General features: G+C 66.6%; 23 protein-coding genes. 9 read left to right on the forward strand and 14 right to left on the reverse strand.

Translation table 11 applies throughout. The features are described 5' to 3' along the window. Positions 1–151: 151 nt before the first annotated feature. Complete coding sequence (locus QK287_RS00655) at positions 152–1,798, reverse strand: ABC-F family ATP-binding cassette domain-containing protein (RefSeq protein ID WP_226773123.1); 1,647 nt, start codon at positions 1,796–1,798, stop codon at positions 152–154. A gap of 143 nt (positions 1,799–1,941) precedes the next feature. On the opposite strand from QK287_RS00655, the gene QK287_RS00660 reads away from it, so the two are divergent. The 5 genes from QK287_RS00660 (at position 1,942) to QK287_RS00680 (ending at position 6,362) form a co-directional block, all read left to right on the forward strand. Beyond that, the gene (locus QK287_RS00660) at positions 1,942–2,700 is read left to right on the forward strand and encodes a CPBP family intramembrane glutamic endopeptidase (RefSeq protein ID WP_226773122.1); all 759 of its coding nucleotides are present in this window, start codon (positions 1,942–1,944) and stop codon (positions 2,698–2,700) included. Positions 2,701–2,850: 150 nt separating this feature from the next. Then, entirely contained in the window at positions 2,851–3,291 is a 441-nt protein-coding gene (locus QK287_RS00665; protein WP_226773121.1) for a VOC family protein, read from the forward strand. A 21-nt stretch (positions 3,292–3,312) separates the two neighbouring features. After that, the gene (locus QK287_RS00670) at positions 3,313–4,266 is read left to right on the forward strand and encodes a 1,4-dihydroxy-2-naphthoyl-CoA synthase (protein ID WP_226773120.1); all 954 of its coding nucleotides are present in this window, start codon (positions 3,313–3,315) and stop codon (positions 4,264–4,266) included. A 10-nt stretch (positions 4,267–4,276) separates the two neighbouring features. Then, on the forward strand, positions 4,277–5,431 hold the full coding sequence (locus QK287_RS00675) for an AMP-binding protein (RefSeq protein WP_226773119.1): 1,155 nt from the start codon (positions 4,277–4,279) through the stop codon (positions 5,429–5,431). 49 nt (positions 5,432–5,480) lie between these two features. After that, complete coding sequence (locus QK287_RS00680) at positions 5,481–6,362, forward strand: 1,4-dihydroxy-2-naphthoate polyprenyltransferase (RefSeq protein ID WP_226773118.1); 882 nt, start codon at positions 5,481–5,483, stop codon at positions 6,360–6,362. Between the two features lie 52 nt (positions 6,363–6,414). On the opposite strand, the gene QK287_RS00685 is transcribed toward QK287_RS00680, so the two are convergent. Further along, positions 6,415–6,723, reverse strand: coding sequence for a DUF4229 domain-containing protein (locus QK287_RS00685; RefSeq protein WP_226773117.1), 309 nt, complete (start codon positions 6,721–6,723; stop codon positions 6,415–6,417). A gap of 119 nt (positions 6,724–6,842) precedes the next feature. On the opposite strand from QK287_RS00685, the gene QK287_RS00690 reads away from it, so the two are divergent. Next, complete coding sequence (locus QK287_RS00690; protein WP_226773116.1) at positions 6,843–7,259, forward strand: PLD nuclease N-terminal domain-containing protein; 417 nt, start codon at positions 6,843–6,845, stop codon at positions 7,257–7,259. Between the two features lie 246 nt (positions 7,260–7,505). Here the strand turns inward: QK287_RS00690 and ccsB are convergent, their stop codons facing one another. Genes ccsB through QK287_RS00715 form a run of 5 tightly spaced genes read right to left on the reverse strand, consistent with a single transcriptional unit; the run spans position 7,506 to position 12,544 of the window. Beyond that, positions 7,506–8,615 carry a c-type cytochrome biogenesis protein CcsB gene (gene ccsB / locus QK287_RS00695; RefSeq protein WP_226773297.1) on the reverse strand — a complete coding sequence of 370 codons (1,110 nt, stop codon included), beginning with the start codon at positions 8,613–8,615 and terminating at the stop codon, positions 7,506–7,508. Beyond that, positions 8,615–10,486, reverse strand: coding sequence for a cytochrome c biogenesis protein ResB (locus QK287_RS00700; protein ID WP_226773296.1), 1,872 nt, complete (start codon positions 10,484–10,486; stop codon positions 8,615–8,617). Before QK287_RS00700 ends, ccsB begins: the two co-directional genes overlap by 1 nt. Further along, a complete protein-coding gene (locus QK287_RS00705; RefSeq protein ID WP_226773295.1) occupies positions 10,486–11,241 on the reverse strand; it encodes a cytochrome c biogenesis CcdA family protein in 756 nt (251 codons plus the stop codon). The genes QK287_RS00700 and QK287_RS00705 overlap by 1 nt, the downstream gene beginning before the upstream one ends. A 14-nt stretch (positions 11,242–11,255) precedes the next feature. Then, positions 11,256–11,876: a TlpA disulfide reductase family protein gene (locus QK287_RS00710; protein WP_282358636.1), complete on the reverse strand. Its 621-nt coding sequence runs from the start codon at positions 11,874–11,876 to the stop codon at positions 11,256–11,258. Between the two features lie 2 nt (positions 11,877–11,878). Beyond that, a complete protein-coding gene (locus QK287_RS00715; protein ID WP_282358638.1) occupies positions 11,879–12,544 on the reverse strand; it encodes a histidine phosphatase family protein in 666 nt (221 codons plus the stop codon). 211 nt (positions 12,545–12,755) lie between these two features. Between QK287_RS00715 and QK287_RS00720 the strand changes: the two genes are divergently transcribed. Both QK287_RS00720 and QK287_RS00725 read left to right on the forward strand, forming a co-directional pair. Then, positions 12,756–13,304 carry a YceI family protein gene (locus tag QK287_RS00720; RefSeq protein WP_226773292.1) on the forward strand — a complete coding sequence of 183 codons (549 nt, stop codon included), beginning with the start codon at positions 12,756–12,758 and terminating at the stop codon, positions 13,302–13,304. A gap of 393 nt (positions 13,305–13,697) precedes the next feature. Continuing rightward, positions 13,698–14,486: a hypothetical protein gene (locus QK287_RS00725; protein ID WP_282358639.1), complete on the forward strand. Its 789-nt coding sequence runs from the start codon at positions 13,698–13,700 to the stop codon at positions 14,484–14,486. A gap of 64 nt (positions 14,487–14,550) precedes the next feature. Here QK287_RS00725 and QK287_RS00730 read toward each other — a convergent pair whose 3' ends face one another. After that, a complete protein-coding gene (locus QK287_RS00730; protein WP_226774186.1) occupies positions 14,551–15,246 on the reverse strand; it encodes a redox-sensing transcriptional repressor Rex in 696 nt (231 codons plus the stop codon). Positions 15,247–15,330: 84 nt separating this feature from the next. Continuing rightward, positions 15,331–15,591: a glutaredoxin family protein gene (locus tag QK287_RS00735; RefSeq protein WP_226774185.1), complete on the reverse strand. Its 261-nt coding sequence runs from the start codon at positions 15,589–15,591 to the stop codon at positions 15,331–15,333. 112 nt (positions 15,592–15,703) lie between these two features. Here QK287_RS00735 and QK287_RS00740 point away from each other — a divergent pair, with 112 nt between their 5' ends. After that, positions 15,704–16,522 (forward strand): HAD-IB family hydrolase, encoded by an 819-nt coding sequence (locus QK287_RS00740; RefSeq protein ID WP_226774184.1) that lies wholly within the window; start codon positions 15,704–15,706, stop codon positions 16,520–16,522. A gap of 68 nt (positions 16,523–16,590) precedes the next feature. Here the strand turns inward: QK287_RS00740 and QK287_RS00745 are convergent, their stop codons facing one another. From QK287_RS00745 to QK287_RS00765, 5 genes are all read right to left on the reverse strand, one after another. Then, on the reverse strand, positions 16,591–16,716 hold the full coding sequence (locus QK287_RS00745; RefSeq protein ID WP_282358640.1) for a hypothetical protein: 126 nt from the start codon (positions 16,714–16,716) through the stop codon (positions 16,591–16,593). Positions 16,717–16,730: 14 nt separating this feature from the next. Next, entirely contained in the window at positions 16,731–16,829 is a 99-nt protein-coding gene (locus QK287_RS00750) for an AURKAIP1/COX24 domain-containing protein (RefSeq protein ID WP_003792170.1), read from the reverse strand. 200 nt (positions 16,830–17,029) lie between these two features. Further along, positions 17,030–17,242, reverse strand: coding sequence for a helix-turn-helix domain-containing protein (locus tag QK287_RS00755; protein ID WP_024365616.1), 213 nt, complete (start codon positions 17,240–17,242; stop codon positions 17,030–17,032). Positions 17,243–17,428: 186 nt separating this feature from the next. Continuing rightward, positions 17,429–18,541: a 3-deoxy-7-phosphoheptulonate synthase gene (locus tag QK287_RS00760; RefSeq protein ID WP_226774183.1), complete on the reverse strand. Its 1,113-nt coding sequence runs from the start codon at positions 18,539–18,541 to the stop codon at positions 17,429–17,431. Positions 18,542–18,798: 257 nt separating this feature from the next. Next, positions 18,799–19,536, reverse strand: coding sequence for an FCD domain-containing protein (locus tag QK287_RS00765; protein ID WP_282358645.1), 738 nt, complete (start codon positions 19,534–19,536; stop codon positions 18,799–18,801). Between the last annotated feature and the right edge of the window lie 85 nt (positions 19,537–19,621).

Consider the following 19,621-nt stretch of genomic DNA (forward strand, 5'->3'; position numbering starts at 1 on the left):
TCGCGCGGCTCGTCTATTCTACTGGCATTTGAGACCAAACCGTGACGGGAACAACACCGGGCAGGCACTTGTACTAATTATCGACCTCATTACTGCTGTAATCCCGAATAATCTTCGATTATCATCCGCTGAATCCCCAAGGATCCGTCCATCAGACCAGGGCGCCATCCCGCATCCCGTACCGGAGCCAGTTTCCGGCTCCGGCGCCCCGCCCGGTGTCGTGACCGGAGCACGTGCTGAACCACTCCCCCAGGGCGCGGTCGTGGCTGACCAGGATCAGCGTCCCGGCGAAGTCCGAAAGAGCCGCTTCGAGCTGTTCCACCAGCACGGGCGCCAGGTGGTTGGTGGGCTCATCCACGAGCATCGTTCCATACCCGCCCAGGAGCAGGCGGGCGAGCGCCAGCCTGCGTTGTTGCCCTGCGGAAAGGCTCCCCACCGGGACGTGGAATTCGCTGGTGCGGAAAAGCCCGAGCCGCAGCAGCGCCTCGGCGTGCTCATCGATGTTGCCGCCCAGGCCCGCGGCGAAAGCGGGCAGGAGACGCATCCCGGGGTGCTGCGGGAGCTCCAGTTCCTGCTGCAGGTATCCGATCCGGCCGTGCCGCACTACGGTGCCTGTGGCCGGTTCCAGCGTGCCCGCCAGGACGGCGAGCAGCGTGGACTTGCCGGCGCCATTGGGACCGGTAATGAGGATCTTCTGGCCCGCCTCCACCCGGAGGTCCGTCGGTTCCAGGCGGCCCGGTACCGTCACTCCCGTCGCTTCAAGGGCGGGACCCGCCGCAACGTCCGCCCGAAGGTTCGTTGCCAGTTTCAGGGGCACCGGCGGACGGTCGATGGGGTTTGCCTCCAGCCGGCGGAGACGCTCCTGGGCATTGCGGACCTTGCTGGTGGCTGCCTTTTGCCACGTGCCGGCTTTGAAGTCGAACCCCATTTTGTCATTGTCGCGCTGGCGGGCGTAGCCCATCGTCCCCGCGACGGTGTCCGCCTGGAGCCGCTCGGCCGCCATCGAGTCCAGCCACCCGTGGTACTGCTGCGCCCAGCGCTGGCGCTCGGCCGACTTCTCCCGCAGATAGCCTTCGTAGCCGTTGCCGTACCGGTTGACCGTAAGGCGTTCGGCATCTACTTCAATCACTGTTGACGCTACTTTGCGCAACAGGACGCGGTCGTGGGAGACCACCACCACGGTTCCTCGGTGCGCGGCCAGCCGCGCCTCCAGCCAGGCCGTGCCGCTGGCGTCGAGGTGGTTGGTGGGTTCGTCCAGGAGGAGGATGTCCGCGGGATCGGCCAGCACGCAGGCCAGCGCCACGCGTTCCTGCTCCCCGCCGGAGAGCGAGCCCAGGGTCCGCGTCCGGCCCAGACCGCCGAGGCCAAGTCGGTCCAGCGCCGCCTCTACCCGGGATTCCGCGGCGTAGCCTTCCCGCAACTGGTACTGCGTCTGCAGGTTTCCGTAGCGCTCCAGTTCGCCTGCTTCCGCTCCGGCCAGCCCGTCTTCCAGGCGCTCCAGCTCGGCCTCCATTTCGCGGAGGGATTCCAGCGCGGCATCGATCGCGTTGGACACGGTGAACGCATCAGGCAGGCCCAGGGTTTGGGCAAGGTAGCCCACGCGGCCCTGGCTGACGGCGGTGCCCTCGTCCGGGGCCTCGAGCCCGGCCAAAATCCGGAGCAGCGTGGATTTGCCCGCGCCGTTTTCGCCGACGATTGCCACATGTTCACCGGCGCTGATGGCAATGTCGACGCCGGCGAAAAGCTGGCGGTCCCCGTAACCATGGGATACGCCCGAAAGGCGGAGATGTTCGCTCAAGGAGTCCTCGCAAGTAGGTGCACGGCCAGCCCGGCGGCGGCTTGAGTCGTCAAGTATGACACCGTCGGCGGTTACTGAGGTACTGCGGCGCCGGCGGAAGTACCGGTCGGTCAGCAGGCAGGCCGTGGCGCTAGGCTGGAGGCATGGGCACCGCTCTTCGCACACCAACACCGCGGCCGGAACTGTACAGGTTCTCGCGGCTCGACTACCTCACGGCCGGCCTCTACGTCGCCGTCGCCGGATTTTTTGCCGTGTTCGGCTCACTGCTGGCGCCGCTGATGCTGCGGCTCTCGCCGAACCCGGCGGTGGCGTCGTACTCGGTGAACCTGATCTTCTACGGCGGGATCGGCATCCTGGCACTGGCCGCCGTCCGGCGCATCGCCGCTCGGGACCTCAGGGTCCTCGCCACCCGGCCGTGGTTCAGCCTGCTGATGGTCCCTCTCGCCGTGGTGGCGATGATGATTCTCACCGCGATTCTCGTCGCCGTAACCGGCCCGCCGCAGACGTCCGCCAACCAGGCGGGCCTGCAGGCGCTGATGCAGCAGGTGCCGGCCTGGCTGATGGTGCCGCTGCTGGTGATCGTGGGTCCGTTTGTGGAGGAGTACATCTTCCGCCACCTGCTGATCGGCAAGCTCAGCCGCAGGGTCAACGTCTGGGTGTGCGCCGGCTTGTCAGTTGTGTTCTTTGCGGCCCTGCATATCATTGGCCAGGAGGCGCTGGCCCTCCCGGTCCTGATGCCGTATCTCGCGATGGGCGCCGTCCTGGTATTCGTCTACGTCTGGACCGGCAAAAATGTGATGTTCTCCTACTTTGTCCACGCGTCGAAGAACCTGCTCGCGGTCATTTTCCTCTACGCCATCCCGCCGGATGTGATGGAGCAGCTCCAGAAGGTCCAGGGCTAGCCGCAGGCAGCAGCGCTGCGGGTCCGTACCGCCGTCGAAAGTGCAGATCAAGGCAGTCGCGGGCACACACACTGCCACGAGGTGTCAACTCGCGCAGCTGGCGTGGTCCGGGCCCTACCGCTGCGCGTCCCGACGTCGTAGTTTCATTCCATGACACTCAACATTCAGATCGCAGTCGACTGCCGGAACCCGCATGAGCTGGCCGGCTGGTGGGCCGAGACCCTCGCGTGGGCGGTGGAGCCGCAGGACGAGGGCTTCATCCGCTCCATGATCGAGCAGGGCTTCGCCACCGAGGCGGAGACCAAGGTCCACCACGGCAAGCTCGTTTGGCGTGACGGTGCCGCCATCCGCCCGCCTGAGGAACTCGACGCCACAGCCCCTGCCCGCCGCATCCTCTTCCAGACGGCCCCGGAGGAAAAGACAGTCAAAAACCGGATCCACTGGGACGTTAACCTGGCCGGCGCCGACAAGGACACGTTCCGCACCGCATTGGAAGCCCGCGGCGCCAGCTTCCTTTGGACCGCCAGCGAAGGACCGCATTCCTGGCACACCATGGCGGACCCTGAAGGCAACGAGTTCTGCATCAGCTGAGGCGATTACTAGACTCTGACTGTGAGCAACCAAATCCCCGCCAAGGTATCCGACGTCTTTGACCCCACCCGCTGGCGCACCGTGTCCGGCTTCGACGATTTCCAGGACATGACCTACCACCGGCAGGTGGAGCGCTCCGCGGACGGTGCCGTGGTCCGGGACCTGCCGACGGTGCGTATCGCGTTCAACCGGCCCGAGGTCCGTAACGCCTTCCGCCCCGGCACTGTCGATGAGCTCTACCGCGCCATGGACCACGCCCGGATGAGCCCGGATGTGGCCACTGTGCTGCTGACCGGCAACGGCCCCTCCGCCAAAGACGGCGGCCACTCGTTCTGCTCCGGCGGTGACCAGCGGATCCGCGGCCGCGACGGCTACCGGTACGCAGACGGCGAGACCACCGAAACCATCGACCCGGCGCGCGCCGGCCGGCTGCATATCCTTGAGGTCCAGCGGCTCATGCGCACCATGCCCAAGGTTGTCATTGCCGTTGTCAACGGCTGGGCCGCCGGCGGCGGGCATTCCCTGCATGTCGTTTCAGACCTGACCATCGCTTCCCGCGAACACGGCAAATTCAAGCAGACCGATGCCACGGTCGGCAGCTTCGACGCCGGCTACGGCTCCGCGCTGCTGGCCCGCCAGATCGGCCAGAAGGCCGCCCGCGAAATCTTCTTCCTGGCCCGCGAATATTCCGCAGAGGACATGGTCCGGATGGGCGCGGTGAACGAGGCCGTGGATCACGCACGGCTTGAGGATGTGGCGCTGGAATACGCCGCCGACATTGCCAGGCAGTCGCCGCAGGCCCTCCGGATGCTCAAGTTTGCCTTCAATCTGGCCGACGATGGCCTCGCAGGCCAGCAGGTCTTCGCCGGCGAGGCGACGCGGCTTGCCTACATGACCGACGAGGCCGTGGAGGGCAAGGAAGCCTTCCTGCAAAAGCGCGATCCGGACTGGTCCAGCTTCCCCTACTACTTCTAAGGCGGCCGTCGTGACTTCCGGAGCTGTCAACATCGAAGCCGCCCTTGCGGCGCTGGCCGCGGCCCTCCACGGGGAGGGACCCGCCGTCGAGCTCGCCGACGGGCCCGACGGGTCCCCGGTGCTGGCCTTCCCCGAAACGCCCGGCATCGAAGACGCCGCCGTTGTGGTGCGAACCTCCGGATCCACCGGCGTGCCGAAGGCTACAGTGCTGACCGTTGACGCGCTGGCTGCCTCCTCGATGGCCACCGCGTTGGCGCTCAAGGGCGAAGGCCAGTGGCTGCTCGCCCTGCCCGTGCAATATGTGGCCGGCGTGCAGGTGCTGGTCCGTTCGCTCTTTGCCGGAACCCGGCCGTGGGCGATGGACCTCAGCGGAGGTTTTACACCGGAGGCCTTCACAGCCGCAGCGGCCGAGCTCACCGATCAGAAGCGGTTCACCTCGCTGGTGCCGACCCAGCTGCAGCGGCTGCTGGACGCGCCGTCGGCTGACACCCTCGCAGCGCTCCGCCGGTTCAACGGAATCCTGCTCGGCGGCGGACCGGTGCCCCCGGCGCTGCTTGCCGCAGCCCGTAACGCCGGCCTGCAGGTGGTGACCACCTACGGTTCGGCCGAGACCTGCGGCGGCTGCGTGTACGACGGCGTCCCGCTGGAAGGCGTCTTGGTCCGCGTTGCGGAGGACGGGCGGGTCCTGCTCGGCGGGGCAACCATTGCAGCCGGCTACCTGGGCGCCCCTGAACTCGATGCGGCGGCATTCGTGGCGGACAACGGCGTCCGCTGGTACCGGACCAACGATCTTGGCGAGCTGGACGGCGACGGGAAGCTGCGGATCCTGGGGCGGGCCGACGACGTTGTTATCACCGGCGGGGTGAAGGTTTCCGCCGCCCATGTGCAGGCGGAACTGGAGAAACTCGACGGCGTGCGGGCCGCGTTTGTGGCCGGGGTCCCCTCGGCCGAGTGGGGCCAGGCCCTCGCCGCCTTCGTGGCGGTGGCGGACACCAGCCCGCAGGGCTTCGCCAACTTCGCCGCAGGATCCCGATGGGCCGCGGCGCTGGGCACGCTGGCGCCAAAAACCGTCCTTGCCGCCGCTGAACTGCTGCTGCTGCCCAACGGGAAACCTGACCGTCTTGCCATGTCGGTTCGGCTCTCGGAGCTGCATCAGGGAAAATAGACAAGCCGGGCACTCCCGGCACCGCCAAACCAACACGAGGTACTGACACGTGGCTACAGCCGCTCAATGGATCCAAGGCGCCCGACTGCGCACCCTGCCGGCCGCTATTGCGCCTGTCCTGATCGGGACCGCTGCCGCGTACGCCTTGAACGCGTTTCGTCCCGTCAACGCCGTCCTGGCGGCGCTGGTGGCCCTGCTGCTGCAAATCGGCGTGAACTATGCCAACGACTATTCGGACGGCATCCGCGGCACTGACGAGGACCGGGTGGGCCCGCTTCGGCTGGTCGGCTCCGGCGCCGCGATGCCCGCGCACGTCAAGTACGCCGCGTTCGCCGCCTTCGGGCTGGCGATGGTGTTCGGGCTGGCCCTGGTCATCCTCTCGCAGGCGTGGTGGCTGATCCTGGTCGGTGTGGGTTGCGTCCTGGCAGCGTGGGGCTACACCGGCGGGAAGAACCCGTACGGCTACCTCGGACTGGGGGATTTGTTCGTCTTTGTGTTCTTCGGCCTCGTCGCCACGCTGGGCACCACCTACACGCAGGCCGCGCAGATCAGCTTGCCCGCGGTCATCGGTGCGATTGGCACCGGACTCATCGCCGTCGCGCTGCTGATGGCCAACAACGTCCGCGACATCCCCACGGACCGGAAAGCCGGGAAGAAAACCCTCGCCGTGCGGCTGGGCGACAAGCATGCCCGCGAAAGCTACGTGCTGATGCTCGCCGTCGCCATCCTGCTGCCGATTGTGCTGGCCCCGGCCCGGCCGTGGATGCTGATCGTGCTGCTGCTGATCCCGGCAAGCCTGATGCCGTCCTGGCTTATGATCGCCGGCCGGCGCCGCAAGAGCCTGATTCCGGTGCTCAAGCAGACGGGCCTGATCAACCTCGGCTATGCGGTGCTGTTCTCGTTGGGCCTGATCCTCAGCCGCGGGTTCTAAGCCACCGTCCACGGCCGGGACCTGACCGGCGGTGTCGGCAGCCGCCAGGGGCCTAGGAGTCCTTGGGCCGGCTGTCCGTACGCACCGTTACGTCCGGGTGTTCGTCGACGAGCCGGTCTTCGGCGTCGGCGTCCGCCACTTCGCCGGCGCTGCGCAGCGGCTTCGCCTTTCCGGAGAAGCGGCTGTGGAGCGAGGCGGTGGCGGCAGCGCGCTGCTTCTGGAAAAACAGGTAGCTCACCGCGAAGGCCATCATGCCGGCGCACAGGGCCGCGAGCAGCACACCAAGCCGCAGGTAGAGGAACAGGGCGAACAACGGTGCGAACAGCACCAGACGGATCAGGGAGTATTTCAGGAAGGCCACGGTCCCAGTTTAGCCGCCGGAAGCGGCCCCACCCCACCGGGGCCGCAGCCGGCGTTCTGTGGTGTGGGCCGGGAAGCGCCGGGAGCGCCGGGAGCGCCGGCGGCGACTAGACTGTTTACATGCTCCGTGTAGTGGTCGTTGTCGCTGTTCTCGTCGTATTCGTCTATGGACTTGTCGATGTGATCCGCACTGATCCCCGCCAGACCAAAGGCATCTCGAAGCCGGCCTGGGTTGTGGTGCAGATCGTCCTCCCGGTCATTGGCGCCATCCTGTGGTTCCTCATCGGCCGGCCCCGCGGCACCGCCCCCGTGCGCGCCGCCTACAGCCACACCAGCGCGCCCGACGACGACCCGGATTTTCTGCGCAACCTCGAGCTCCGCCGCCGCAGCCAGGCCGAAGCAGAGCGGCTCAGGAAGCTAAAAGCCGAACTGGACGCCAAAGAGCGCACCGACGATGACGGCAAGGGCGCACGCGGCTCCGGGTCCGGCGAGGCCCACGGCAGCAGCGACCCGCAGGGTACCGACGAAGTCAAATAGTCCGGGCCCAACGAGACCGGGCCCAGGCTGCTTCTAATCCGTCACGGCCACTCCAATCCGGCGCCGGCGTGACAACTTCCGCCGCTGCCAGGGTGCGGGCGGCGCTGACAAAGATGGCCGCCATGCCGGTTGGCACAGCGGCCATCCCTGGCACATCCGTAAAGCCCTGGCCCGGCACCATTTGGTCCGGCGGGCGGGCCGGCGGGCGGGCCGGCGGGCGGGCCGGCGGGCGGGCCGGCGGGCGGGCTAGAGCCCGGAGTAGGAGTGCAGGCCGTTGAAGAACTGGTTCACGATCGTGAAGTTGAAGACCACACACAGGTAACCGACAATCGACAGCCAGGCCGCGCGCGTGCCGGTCCAGCCACGGGTGGCACGGGCGTGCAGGTAGCCGGCGTAGACCACCCAGATCACGAAGGTCCAAACTTCCTTGGTGTCCCAGCCCCAGAACCGGCCCCAGGCCTTCTCGGCCCAAATGGCCCCGAACATCAGCGTAAAGGTCCAGCCGACGAAGGCGATGGCGTTGATCCGGTAGGAGAGGTTTTCAAGGCTCAGCGCCGAGGGCACCAGGCGCATAAACCCCAGCTTGTCCCGGCCGCCTGCGGCAATGGACTTTTGCCGGTGCGTCTGGACCAGCTGGAGTGCCGACATCGCGAACGTCAGCGTGAACAGCGCCGAGGACATCACCGCGATGGACACGTGGATAAGCAGCCAGTAGCTCTGCAGTGCCGGAACGAGGTGCCCCACCGGCGTCCAGTAGGCCACGGAGGCAGCCACGAGCATAATGATCGCCAGGCCCACCACGAAGGTGCCCAGGAAGCGCAGGTCGCGGCGGATCAGGACCACCAGGAACACGGCGACGGCCACGAATGCGCCCGTGGTCAGGAACTCATACATGTTGCCCCATGGCACCCGGCCGGAACCGAGCGCCCTCGTGAGGACACCGGCGGCGTGAATGGCGACGCCCAACACGGTCAAGGCGACGGCGACCCGGGCAGGTGCCCGGCGTTCGGCAGAATAGCGCATCGCCCCGTCCGCGGTTCCGCCGATGCCCGCCGCGTTCCCGGCTGCAGCACCGGAGACGTTCGAGGTCGGGCGCTCAGCCCGGCCGATCGGCCCGGCCACGTCGGCATCTGCCCGGTCCACGCCGGCGCTGGAGGCGCCTACGCCGGCGGCAACGGGTACGCGCGCCGCTTCGGCGGCCGAGAGTTCAGCGGCCTTCAGGTCCACCGCGCGAAGTGTTTTGCTGCTCTTGGCCAGGTCCCACGCGAAGGCGATAAATGCCACCGTGTACGTGCCGGCTGCGAGGAGCATAAACAGCTCGCTGTACTGGCCCATGGTTTCGTTGATGGGGAACATTACTGATCCTTCTTTGACTCAGGAGAGCCTGCTGTGGACTGGATGACGTCGGTTGCGGGTTGTTCCGTAAAGGTCTGTGTGTCAGCGTCGGCGCCCGCGCCGGTGGCCGCCCGGCCATTATCCGCCGTTGCGCTGGGAACAGGCTGGGAATCTGCCCCGTCGCCGCCGAGATCCCAGGCCCCGGCGAGCAGCTTGCGGATCGCGGCGGCTTCCCCGGCCAGCCGGTGGTCTTCGCCCCGGGCCAGGAGGCCGTATTCGACCATGGTGCGGCCGTCCTCGTGCGAACCAACCCGGACCCAGACGCGGCGGCGGTTCACGTAAAGCGACGTCACCAGGCCCGCCACTGCCAGGAGCGCGAAGATCAGGGCGTACAGCTGGCCGGGATTATGGTGAATGTCGACGCCGACATAGCGCTTCACGCCGTCGAAGCTGATGGTGCCCTTGCCGTCCGGCAGGGTGTGCGTGGTTCCCGGGGTGAGGACGATGCCCTTTGTCGGCAGATTCCGGGCGTTGAGCGGAGTCAGCTTTTTGACATCGAGTTCGAAGACGTTTTGCGGCGCTCCGTCGTTGAGTCCCAGGTCGCCGAAGTAGGAGTTCAGGGTCAGCTGCGGGTTGATCAGCTCGGGATCGCCGCTGAAGGAGACGCCCGCATCGGTCACGAAGGCCGTGGGCAGGAAAAAGCCGGCGAAAGCCAGCTGATCCGGCTTGGCATCGGGGACCTTGATCACCACCGATGAGTAGTAATTTTCGCCCTGCAGCTTGGCCACCACCGGGCCCTGCATCGCGACGTTCCCGGCGCCGTCGCGGACAGTCACCACCGGGGCGTAACCATTGCCCGTCAGGTACATGCTGGTGCCGCCCAGGCTCAGCGGGTCATTGACCTTCAGCACCTCTTTCTTGGCGGGTGCATCGGGGGTCTCCTTGGTGGTCACGTCGGCCGTGAAGTCGATCGGCTGGCCGAACTTGCCCTTGGATTCGCGGTCAAAAGTGATCTGGAATTTATCCAACTGCACCGAGTAGGGCTGCAGCTGGCCGCTCTGGAAGTTGGTGCCGGGGGTGAACTGGTCGTAGCCGACAAGGGTGTTCACGAAGGTGTCGCCCTCCACCAGGATCCGCTGGCCGCTGTAGCCGAACAGCCCGCCAATCGCAACGGAAACCAGCACGCCGATCAGCGAGGTGTGGAACAGCAGGTTCCCGACTTCGCGCAGGAAGCCGCGCTCGGCACCCAGCGAGGGACGGGCGCCGTCGCGGTCGCGCACATCGACGCGGTAGCCGCGTTTCGCCAGCAGCCCGGCGGCGTCGGATATTGCGCCCGACGCCGGGATTCCGGCGTCGGCGGGAATCACGAGCGTGCCGTACTCCGGCAGCCGGGACAGCCGTGCGGGCGTCCGCGGCGGCTGGGACCGCATGGCCTTGTAGTGCGCGATGGCGCGCGGGACGACGCAACCGATCAGGGAAACGAAGAGCAGGATATAGATCGCGGAGAACCATGCCGAGGAGTACACGTCGTACAGCTGCAACGTATCGAGGACCTTGCCGTAATCCGGGTGGTCCTTGATGTACTGGGTCACGGTCGAAGGGTTGGCGGGCCGCTGCGGGAAGAGCGAACCGGGAACGGCCGCCACTGCCAGCATCAGCAGCAGGAACAACGCCGTGCGCATGCTGGTCAGCTGGGTCCAGGCCCAGCGGAGCATGCCCAACGCGCCCAGCGTGGGCAGGACTGCTTCGGTCTTGGCGCTCGCCACCGGACCGCCGGTGCCGGAAGCACCGCGCTTTCCCGGCTTCCCGCCCGCGGCGGCATCGGGTTCGGGGCCCTCGGGCGTGGTGCCGGGGGGCGGGGACTTCTTCTCTACGTTCACTCGCTCGCTCATCAGATCGGCAATTTCACATCGGTTTGGAACCAGTACTGCAACTCGGAAACCCAGTGCCCCCATACGCCGCTTGCCATCAGCAGGCCAAGGCCCACCAGGATTGCGCCGCCGATGCGCTGGATGGCGAGCCGGTGCCTGCGGAAGAAGGACATCACGCCAACGCCCCGGCGCACCGCCAGCGCGATCAGCAGGAAGGGGATCCCCAGGCCCAGGCTGTAGACGAACGCCAGGAAGGCTCCCTTGGCCGCCGAGGAACCACCGGAGAGGCTCAGCAGCTGGACCGCGGAGTAGGTGGGGCCGATGCACGGTGCCCAGCCGAGGCCGAAGGTGATGCCCAGCAGCGGCGCGCCCCACAGCCCGGCCGGCGGTTTCGATTGGATCTTGGCGTCGCGTTGGAGCCAGCCGAAGCCACCCATAAACACCACACCCATAACGACCACTAGGAGGCCCAGCACCTGGGTGATCCAGGCATTCTGGGTTCCGGTGATCAGCGTCCCCAGCTGGCCGAACGCCCCGCCGAGCAGGACAAAGACCACCGAGAAACCCAGGACAAAGAGCCCGATCCCCGCCAGCATGCGGCCGCGCCTCTGCTTCTGCAGGTCAACGCCGGTCAGTCCCGTGACGTAGCCCAGATAACCGGGGACCAGCGGAAGCACACACGGGGAAAGGAAAGAGACAAAGCCGGCCAGCAGCGCCACCGGGATGGCAAGCAGCAGTGAACCGCTCAGGATGGCTTCAGCGAAGGGGCTGTTCACAGTGCTCCTGCCCGCTACTCGGCCACGGCAGCGGCGATAAGGGACTTGAGGGTGCCCTTTTGGATCTCGCCAAGCACACGGGACGCCACGCGGCCCTGTTTGTCGAGCACAAGAGTGGTGGGCACGGCTCCCGGGGGGACCAGACCGGACACGGCCAGGAGCACAGCGCCGTCTTTGTCATTAAAACTCGGGTAGCTCAGGTTAAACGTCTTGTCGAAGGCGTCCGCGGTGGCCTTCTCGTCCCGGAGGTTGACCCCGAAGAACTGAACGCCCTGGCTCTTGAACTCCTGATGCAGCTCTTCGAGCGCGGGCGCCTCGACCCGGCACGGAGCGCAGGCCGCGAACCAGAAGTTGAGCACGGTGACCTGCCCGGGGAAGGCCTCTGCCGTTACCTCGGTACCGTCGAAGAGTGTGCCCTTGATGGCAACGGGGTTCTTGCGGTCGGCGGCCGCGAATTCCGTGACCGACCCGTCGCCGGCCACGTAGTTCTTGTTGTCGCCCGCCCTGGCCTGCTGGGCCAGGGCGTCCTCCTGCGCGCAGCCGGAGAGTCCCAGCACGACGGCGAGCGCCGCGCCGCCGGCCGTCAGGACGTTGCGGCGGCTCACGGGCGACGCGGCCGTGTGGTTTCGGTTCATGCTCAAGCTCCAGGGGTGCTGGAGGCACCGGGAAGAAGGGCTGCCGCGGGTTCGCTGTACTCGACCCGCAGGAGGTTCCCGGCGTCGCCGAAAACCAACGAGGTGACCGAAGTCAGGGTGCATTCACGTTTGCGCGGATCATGCCAGAGCGGTTTACCCTCGGCGCTGAGCCGGGTGGCCCAGATGGGCAGCTGGTGGCTGACGAGGATGGCCTCTGCGCCCGTTCCACCGAGTTCGATGGCGCGGAGCCGGGCGTCCTGTACTGCGGCCATAACCCGGGCCGACTGGTCCTTATAGGACTCGCCCCAGGAGGGCCGGAACGGGTTGCGCAGCATCGGCCAGTGCTTCGGCTTGAGGATCTCCGCCTTGTCGACGTGGAGGCCCTCGAAATAATTGGCCGCCTCGATAATCCGCGCCTCGGTGGTGATGTCGAGGTTTAGCGCCTCGGCGATGGGCTGCGCCGTTTCCTGGGCGCGGGTCAGCGGCGAGGCGGCGAGGTGGACGATCTTTGCCCCCTGGGCAGAGCTGGCACGGAAGTGGTCAGCGAGCGTCCGGGCCATCTCCCGGCCAAGATCGGAGAGGTGGAATTCGGGCAGCCTGCCGTACAGGACGCCCTCGGGGTTGTAGACCTCGCCGTGGCGGAGCAAATGGACAGTGGCTTGGGGCATGTGTACCAGTTTCTCAAAGGGCAGGGCTAATGACGAAATCTTCTACAAGAAGTAGAACTCAAGAGTTTTCAGAAATGTTCCCCGGGGTTGGAATAAAAGATGCAAATGCATGTTTATACTGGGTGCAGCGCTTAGTTGAGACTTCAACCAATGAAGTTTCAGCTGACGATCAGACCTACCGTACGACCCACCCGACTCAAGGAGAAACACCATGGCACTTCCCACTAACGTCACCACCGGCACCTGGACCCTTGACAACTCGCACAGCGAGATTGCCTTCACCGTCCGCCACGCCGGCATCAGCAAGGTCCGCGGCCAGTTCAAGGATGCGGAGGCCACCCTTGGCCTCGCCGAGAACGTGGCCGAGTCCACGGTCCACGCCACGATCAAGACCGCCAGCTTCGACTCCGGCGACGCAAACCGCGACGGCCACGTGCGCGGCGAAGACTTCTTCGACGTCGAGAAGTTCCCGGAAATCTCCTTCGTTTCCACCGGCATCGTGCCCAAGGGCGACAGCTATGAACTCCAGGGCGAGCTCACCATCAAGGGTGTCACCCGCCCCGTGGCCCTGGCGACCGAGTTCAACGGCGTTGCCGTCGACCCCTTCGGCATGACCCGCGCCGGCCTGTCCGCAGAAACCACAATCAGCCGCAAGGACTTCGGCCTGACCTGGAACGCGGTCCTCGAAGCCGGCGGTGTCCTCGTCAGTGACAAGGTGGCCGTCAACCTCGAACTGGCCTTCATCGCCCCCGCAGCCTAGCCGGCAGCTAACCACCGGCCGGCCGGCTCCGGCGCCGGCCGCTTACACCCCGCTTCATCCCCGTGACGGAGCGGGGTGTTGCGTTAAGTCGGCGGCCGGGGCTTTGTCGAATCGGCCGCGTTTGGGCGGCACCCACCCCATGGCCTCCGGGTCGGGACTGCTAACCGGAGCTTCCGGGGTTCGCCATGCCGGAGAGCCCCGGCGACGGCCCGTTGACGGCCCGGCCACGGCCAGGTGACGGCCCGGTGACGGGCCGGCCACGCGCAGAGAATACGCCTCGAGAATGATCCGCGCGGGCACCGGCCCGCGGTACGGTGGGAGGAATCCAGGCTGGGGGCAGGGCAGGAATCTGTTTCCGGTATCCGAACCAGAGTGCCATGCAAAGGAACGCCCATGAGTATCCCGCCCGTCCCGCCGTCAAACCCGGACTCCCCCGCCCCCGGCGAACAGCCGGCGCCCCACTACGGCCAGAACGATCCCCAGCACGGCCAGCAGCCGCCCTCCGCCCCGCAGTACGGCCAGGTGTCGCCTGCCGCTCCGGAGTATGGCCAGGCGCCCTCGGCACCGCCCTACGGCCAGCAGGCTGCCCCGCAGTACGGCCAAAACTCCCCGCAGGCCCCGCAGTACGGCCAGAACCCGCCGCCGTATGGACAGCCGCAGTACAACCAGCCGCAGTACAACCAGTCCCCCTATGCCCAGTACCCCTCCGGGCAGCTGCAGGCCAAACCCGCCATGCCGCAGCTGGTCAACACCGCTTTCTGGCTCATCGTCGCATCGGGCGCGGTGTGGATCATCTCCCTGCTGCTGGCGGTCGGCACCCTGGACACTCCCGGAACGCGGGCCATGTTTGAACAGCAGATGTCTGCCAGCGGGGCTGATATCCGGTTCGAAGACCTCAGGGGCGCCCTGGTGGGCAGCATCGTGGTCTTCGCAGTGATCAGCGCCGGGCTCTATGCCCTCGTGGCCTTGAACGTGCGCAAAGGCAAAAACTGGGCCAGGATCCTGGGCACCGTCTTCGCTGCCCTCTCCCTGTTCAGCCTCTTCCCGCTCAGCATCGGTACCCTGGCAGTCCTGCTGGGCATCGCCGGCATCGTGATGTTGTACTTGCCGGCAAAGGCCCCGTACTTCAGCAAGCAGCAGCCGTTCGCCAACCCCTACGGGCAGCCGGGCGGACCGAACTAGCGCGCACCAGCTACTAGCCGGGCAACGGCGCAAGGGGCGCGGGAGCCGGACGGGCTGACTTTAACTAGCCAGCAACCTCCGGGTCCTGCGCCCTTTGTGCGTGGTAGGCGAGGATCTGCAGTTCGGTGGCCATATCCACTTTTCTCAGGTTGACCCCCGGCGGAACCTGCAGCATTACCGGGGCAAAACTGAGAATGCTTCGCACCCCGGCGGCAATCACCCGCTCGCAGACGTCCTGTGCAACGGCGGCCGGCAGGGCCAGCACTACCATGTTCGCGCCCGTGCGTTGCAGTACCGGCTCCAGGTCGGCGGCGTCGCTGACCCGCAGCCAGCCCACTTCGCTGCCCACCACCATCTGGTCCGCATCGAAGATCGCCACAATATCGAAGCCCCGGGATTCGAAGCCACCGTACCGGGCCAGCGCCTTACCCAGGTTTCCGGCGCCGACGATTGCCACTTTCCAGTCGTGCGTCAGGCCCAGGGCCGCTGCTATATGCCTGTTGAGGAACTGCACTTCGTAGCCCACGCCGCGGGTCCCGTAGGACCCGACGTAGGAAAGGTCTTTGCGGAGGGTGGAGGAGCTGACGCCCGAGGCCTCGGCCAGCGACTCGGACGAGACGCGGTCAACCCCCTCCGCAAGCAAGGTGGTCAGGGCGCGCAGATAGATGGTCAGCCGGGACACGGCCGCGGGCGGAATCTGCTTGGCGGCAGTCCCTGATCCCCCCGGCACGGCCTCAGGGGATGAATCCAGCGAAGTCACTATCTGCTCCATTGAGTCGCGTTGTGACTTCCACTCTAGGGCCCCCGCAGTTCGGCGAACAAAGCGCCCGGCTCCGGCGACGGGTCAGGGCTGCTGGCCCAGCGCCCGCCGCAGCGTCCGGTCCAGCCGGACTTCGTCGATCTTCCAGAAGTCCCGCTGGACACCATCCACCAGCACCACGGGAATCTCCTCGGCAAAGCGCTCCCGCAGTTCGGCGTCGTCGTCCACCAGCTGTTCGCGCCATCCGATTCCCAGGCTCTTTGTGACGCGGTCGACGGCGGCGCGCGCCGCCGAGCACAGGTGGCAGTCAGCTTTGGTGATGAGGACGACGTCGGGGCTTGGCATGGCTCCACGGTAGCCCGGCGGCCCGTCCGGCGTCGACGCCGCCGCGGAGCCAAGCCACTCCGCGGTGAGCCGCCGGGACAAAACCGGACCCGTCGGTGACTAGACTCGTGGCATGTCCGAAGAGAAGTACGCCGCCGCGGCCGCAGAACCTGCTGCCGCGGCGCAGCACGGCGAAGCCGCGTTCTTCGACGTCGACAACACCCTGATGCGCGGGGCCAGCCTGTTCCATGTGGCCCGCAAAATGCACCAGCGCGGGGCATTCACCCTCCGCGAGGCGGCCGGGATCGGCTGGAAGCAACTGATGTTTGTGCTCCGCGGCGAGAAAATGGATGACGTCCACGCCGTCCGGGATACCGCCCTGGCGCTCGCCGCCGGTATCACCGTTGCGGACATCGAGGCACTCGGCGAAGAAGTCTATGACGAAATGATTGAATCCCGGATCTGGCCGGGCGCCAAGGCGCTGGCGGAGCAGCACCTCCGGGTAGGCCGCCGGGTCTGGCTTGTCACGGCGACGCCGATCGAGGTGGCCACGGTGATCTCCACCAGGCTGGGCCTCACCGGAGCCCTCGGCACCGTGGGCGAAATCGTGGACGGGTCCTACACCGGGCGGCTGGTCGGCGAAATCCTGCATGGTCCCGCCAAAGCGGTGGCCGTCAGGGCGGTAGCCGATGCCGAGGGCCTGGACCTGGCCCGGTGCTGGGCCTACAGCGATTCGCACAACGACATCCCGCTGCTGAGCATGGTGGGCCACCCCGTGGCCATCAACCCGGATTCCCGGCTCCGCCGTCACGCCCGCGAACACAACTGGCCGGTCTACGACTTCCGTTCCGGCCGCCGCGCCGCCACCCTGGGGCTCAAGGCCGCCACGGTTGGCGGCGCCGTCTACGGCCTCTGGCGGGGGTTCTCCCGCTTCCGCGGCCCCTCTATCTGACCGCGGACATCCCTGCCACGCCGCTTTCCGACGCGCTTCTACCCGGGCGGTGCACTTCGGGCCGAGCGCTACGCGAATCCGTACGTCGCTCGTGTTTCCTTGCGGCGCCTGCGCCAGCGGGCGTCCGGCGTCGCCAGCTGGCGCGACAAGCCAAAGAAAATGCCCGCTGCCGGGAAGGCAACGGGCATTGACATAGTGCGAAGTATTTCTACTTCTTATTGCGACGCTGGTGGCGCGTCTTGCGAAGCAGCTTGCGGTGCTTCTTCTTGGCCATACGCTTGCGACGCTTCTTAATAACTGAACCCACGAAAGTTCCTTACCGGCTAGATGCAGTACCTGCCTGTTGGAAAGGATCCGCGGGCTAAGCAGCAGACTGTACAACTGACAGGTTCTTACAATGACGTAAAACGTTCCTTAACAGGGTACCGCCTATCGGGGGCAGACTACGACCGCAGACCGGCCCGGGCGGCCGGACGCTGTGATTTCCGGTGAAAAGAACGCAGGGAATCAGGCCGTTTCCGTGTGTCCGTCGACGACAGCGCCCTTGAGGTACTGCTCCACGGCGGTTTCCGGCACCCGGTAGGAGCGCCCGAACCGGACTGCCGGCATCTCGCCGGAATGAACAAGCCGGTACACGGTCATTTTGGACACCCGCATCACGTCCGCGACTTCAGCCACGGTCAAGAAGCGGGCGTTGGAGAAGTTAGCCTCCGAAGACATTTCCCTGTTTCCTTTACTCAAGCGAACGGCAGCCGCATCTGAACGACATGGCGGTGTGCCGATGCTGAGCCATCAAACAACCATGTGTTAGATACTCTAGGGGCTGATGGTGCCAATGTGAAAGAGTTACCGCTAAGCTGCCGGCGCTCGGACTGATTTCCCCTGGCTGTCCGGGCGCGCCAATGTTTAGGCGCGGGTCCGGCGCACACGAGCGGAATCCGCCAGCGACGCCAACACCGATTCCGTAACATCCCAGTCCATGCAGGCGTCCGTCACGCTCTGGCCGTAGACCAACTTGTCCGTTCCGGCGGCATGCTCGGCAACGTCAAGGCTTTGCGCCCCGCCGACCAGGAAGCTCTCCAGCATCACGCCGGCAATGGCTCCCCCCATGCTGCCGCCGCCCGCCAGCCGGGCGCCGATTTCCAGGGCAACTTCAGCCTGCCGGCGGTGATCCTTGCCGCTGTTGGCATGGCTCGCATCAACGATCAGCCGGGGGTTCAGCCGCGTGGCGGCCAATTTGGCGGTGGCGACCTCGATGTCCACGACGGAGTAGTTCGGTCCTCCGCGTCCGCCGCGGAGGATGATGTGGGTGTCCGGGTTGCCGGCGGTGGCGACCAGTGCGGCCCGGCCTGCACCGTCGATCCCGAGGAACGCCTGGGCGGCTGCCGCGGCACTGCACGCGTCGAGCGCCACCTGCAGGTCGCCGTCGGTCCCGTTCTTGAAGCCGATCGGCATCGACAGCCCGGACGCCAGCTGGCGGTGGATCTGGCTCTCCGTGGTGCGGGCACCGATCGCGCCCCAGGCGACGAGGTCCGCCATGTACTGCGGGCTGATGGGTTCCAGGAACTCCGTGGCGGCGGGGAGACCGAGCCCGGTGACCTGGCGCAGGAAAGACCGGGCCGCTCGCAGGCCTGCGGCGATGTCGTGGCTGCCGTCCAGCCGGGGGTCATTGATTAGGCCCTTCCACCCCACAGTGGTGCGGGGCTTCTCGAAGTAGGTGCGCATTACGATCAGCAGGTCTTCGCGGTGCCTCTCGGCCTGGCTGACCAGCCGGCGGGCGTATTCCAGGCCAGCCTCGGGGTCGTGAATGGAGCAGGGGCCAACAATAACCAGCAGGCGGTCGTCGACGCCGTCCATCACGGCGCGGACCTCGTCCCGGCCGCGGGCCACGACGTCGGCCAGTCGGGCATCCAGCGGCAAATCAGCAGCGATCTCCTGCGGGGTGGGGAGCGGGGTGAACTCGCTCACGCGCAGGTTCGAGGTGGATTGGTGGGACTCTGGGGCTGCTTCGATACTCATGGGGCGGGTCCTGTTCCGAGGTGCGGAGCGGGCCCTGATCAGAACCCGCCGGGAAATGGCGAAGGGCAGAGAATAGTCTCTGCCCTGTTGGCTCTGAAGGAAGGTTGGTTGCGTGTTAGCTAGACGCGGGCCCCTCCAGAGCCAACGAAAAATACGCATACCAACGATTAGTCATGACCCGACAATAGCCCGGCGCTTGCCGTGACGGAAAAACGGGCGCGTAACATTGCCGCCTTCGCAGCAGACCACACGCCGGATCACACGCCGGATCCCGCACTGGGCCGCACCCCGGGTCCCACACTGGGTCGCACCCCGGGCCGCACCCCGGCTTCCGCGTAGTAACCCTCGATATGGTCCGCCACCAGCCGGGCCGCCCGGCCGCCGTCGCGGCCGGTGATGGCGGAAAGTATGCTTCGGTGTTCCACGCGAAGCCGTGCAGCCGTGGCGTTCCAGTCCGGAAGGTTGCCGGTTAACCCGCCGGCGTAGTCCTGGATGGCTTCGCGGAGGGAGCCCATCATCGCGCTGACCACGGCGTTGCCCGCGGCATCCGCCAGCGCCAGGTGGAATTGCACATCCAGCGCCAGGAACGTCTCTGTCCCGGCACAGTCCTCCATTTTTTCCAGCAGGCTTGCCGCCTCCGCGAGTGCCGGCGAATCCGGACGGGCGCGGGCTGCGGCCCAGGACTCCAGCAGCACACGCGTCTCCACGATGTCCTTAACCGGCAGGTGGGAGGTGGCCACGTGCAGCCGGAGGGCGGCGCCCAGGGCTGCTGTGGGGTCTGCGATGACAATAGTGCCCGCCTCCGGGCCCGACCCGACCCCGGCCCTGAGCACTCCCATGGCTTCCAGAACCCGGATGGCCTCACGGACGGAGGTACGGGAGACCTTGAGTTGCTCGGCCAGGGCGCGTTCGGGCGGCAGGCGTCCGCCCAGGGCGAGCCGACCGCTGGAGAGCTGGCCCTCAATCCAGGTCAGGACAAGCTGGTGGGTGCGCATATCACCAGCCTACTTGATGTGGTTGGACCATAGACTTAGAATGTGGTCGGACCACATTCCCCGCCGGCATATTCTTTGTGGGGAC

The organism is Arthrobacter sp. AL05, assembly GCF_029960715.1.
GTDB lineage: Bacteria > Actinomycetota > Actinomycetes > Actinomycetales > Micrococcaceae > Arthrobacter.

Coding starts and splice junctions, on each gene's coding strand:
- QK287_RS00660 (WP_226773122.1), top strand. CDS start 1,942: ATGGGCACCGCTCTTCGCACACCAACACCGCGGCCGGAACTGTACAGG.
- QK287_RS00665 (WP_226773121.1), top strand. CDS start 2,851: ATGACACTCAACATTCAGATCGCAGTCGACTGCCGGAACCCGCATGAG.
- QK287_RS00690 (WP_226773116.1), top strand. CDS start 6,843: ATGCTCCGTGTAGTGGTCGTTGTCGCTGTTCTCGTCGTATTCGTCTAT.
- ccsB (WP_226773297.1), bottom strand. CDS start 8,615: ATGTTCCCCATCAACGAAACCATGGGCCAGTACAGCGAGCTGTTTATG.
- QK287_RS00700 (WP_226773296.1), bottom strand. CDS start 10,486: ATGAGCGAGCGAGTGAACGTAGAGAAGAAGTCCCCGCCCCCCGGCACC.
- QK287_RS00710 (WP_282358636.1), bottom strand. CDS start 11,876: ATGAACCGAAACCACACGGCCGCGTCGCCCGTGAGCCGCCGCAACGTC.
- QK287_RS00715 (WP_282358638.1), bottom strand. CDS start 12,544: ATGCCCCAAGCCACTGTCCATTTGCTCCGCCACGGCGAGGTCTACAAC.
- QK287_RS00720 (WP_226773292.1), top strand. CDS start 12,756: ATGGCACTTCCCACTAACGTCACCACCGGCACCTGGACCCTTGACAAC.
- QK287_RS00725 (WP_282358639.1), top strand. CDS start 13,698: ATGAGTATCCCGCCCGTCCCGCCGTCAAACCCGGACTCCCCCGCCCCC.
- QK287_RS00735 (WP_226774185.1), bottom strand. CDS start 15,591: ATGCCAAGCCCCGACGTCGTCCTCATCACCAAAGCTGACTGCCACCTG.
- QK287_RS00740 (WP_226774184.1), top strand. CDS start 15,704: ATGTCCGAAGAGAAGTACGCCGCCGCGGCCGCAGAACCTGCTGCCGCG.
- QK287_RS00745 (WP_282358640.1), bottom strand. CDS start 16,716: ATGTCAATGCCCGTTGCCTTCCCGGCAGCGGGCATTTTCTTTGGCTTG.
- QK287_RS00755 (WP_024365616.1), bottom strand. CDS start 17,242: ATGTCTTCGGAGGCTAACTTCTCCAACGCCCGCTTCTTGACCGTGGCT.
- QK287_RS00760 (WP_226774183.1), bottom strand. CDS start 18,541: ATGAGTATCGAAGCAGCCCCAGAGTCCCACCAATCCACCTCGAACCTG.
- QK287_RS00765 (WP_282358645.1), bottom strand. CDS start 19,536: ATGCGCACCCACCAGCTTGTCCTGACCTGGATTGAGGGCCAGCTCTCC.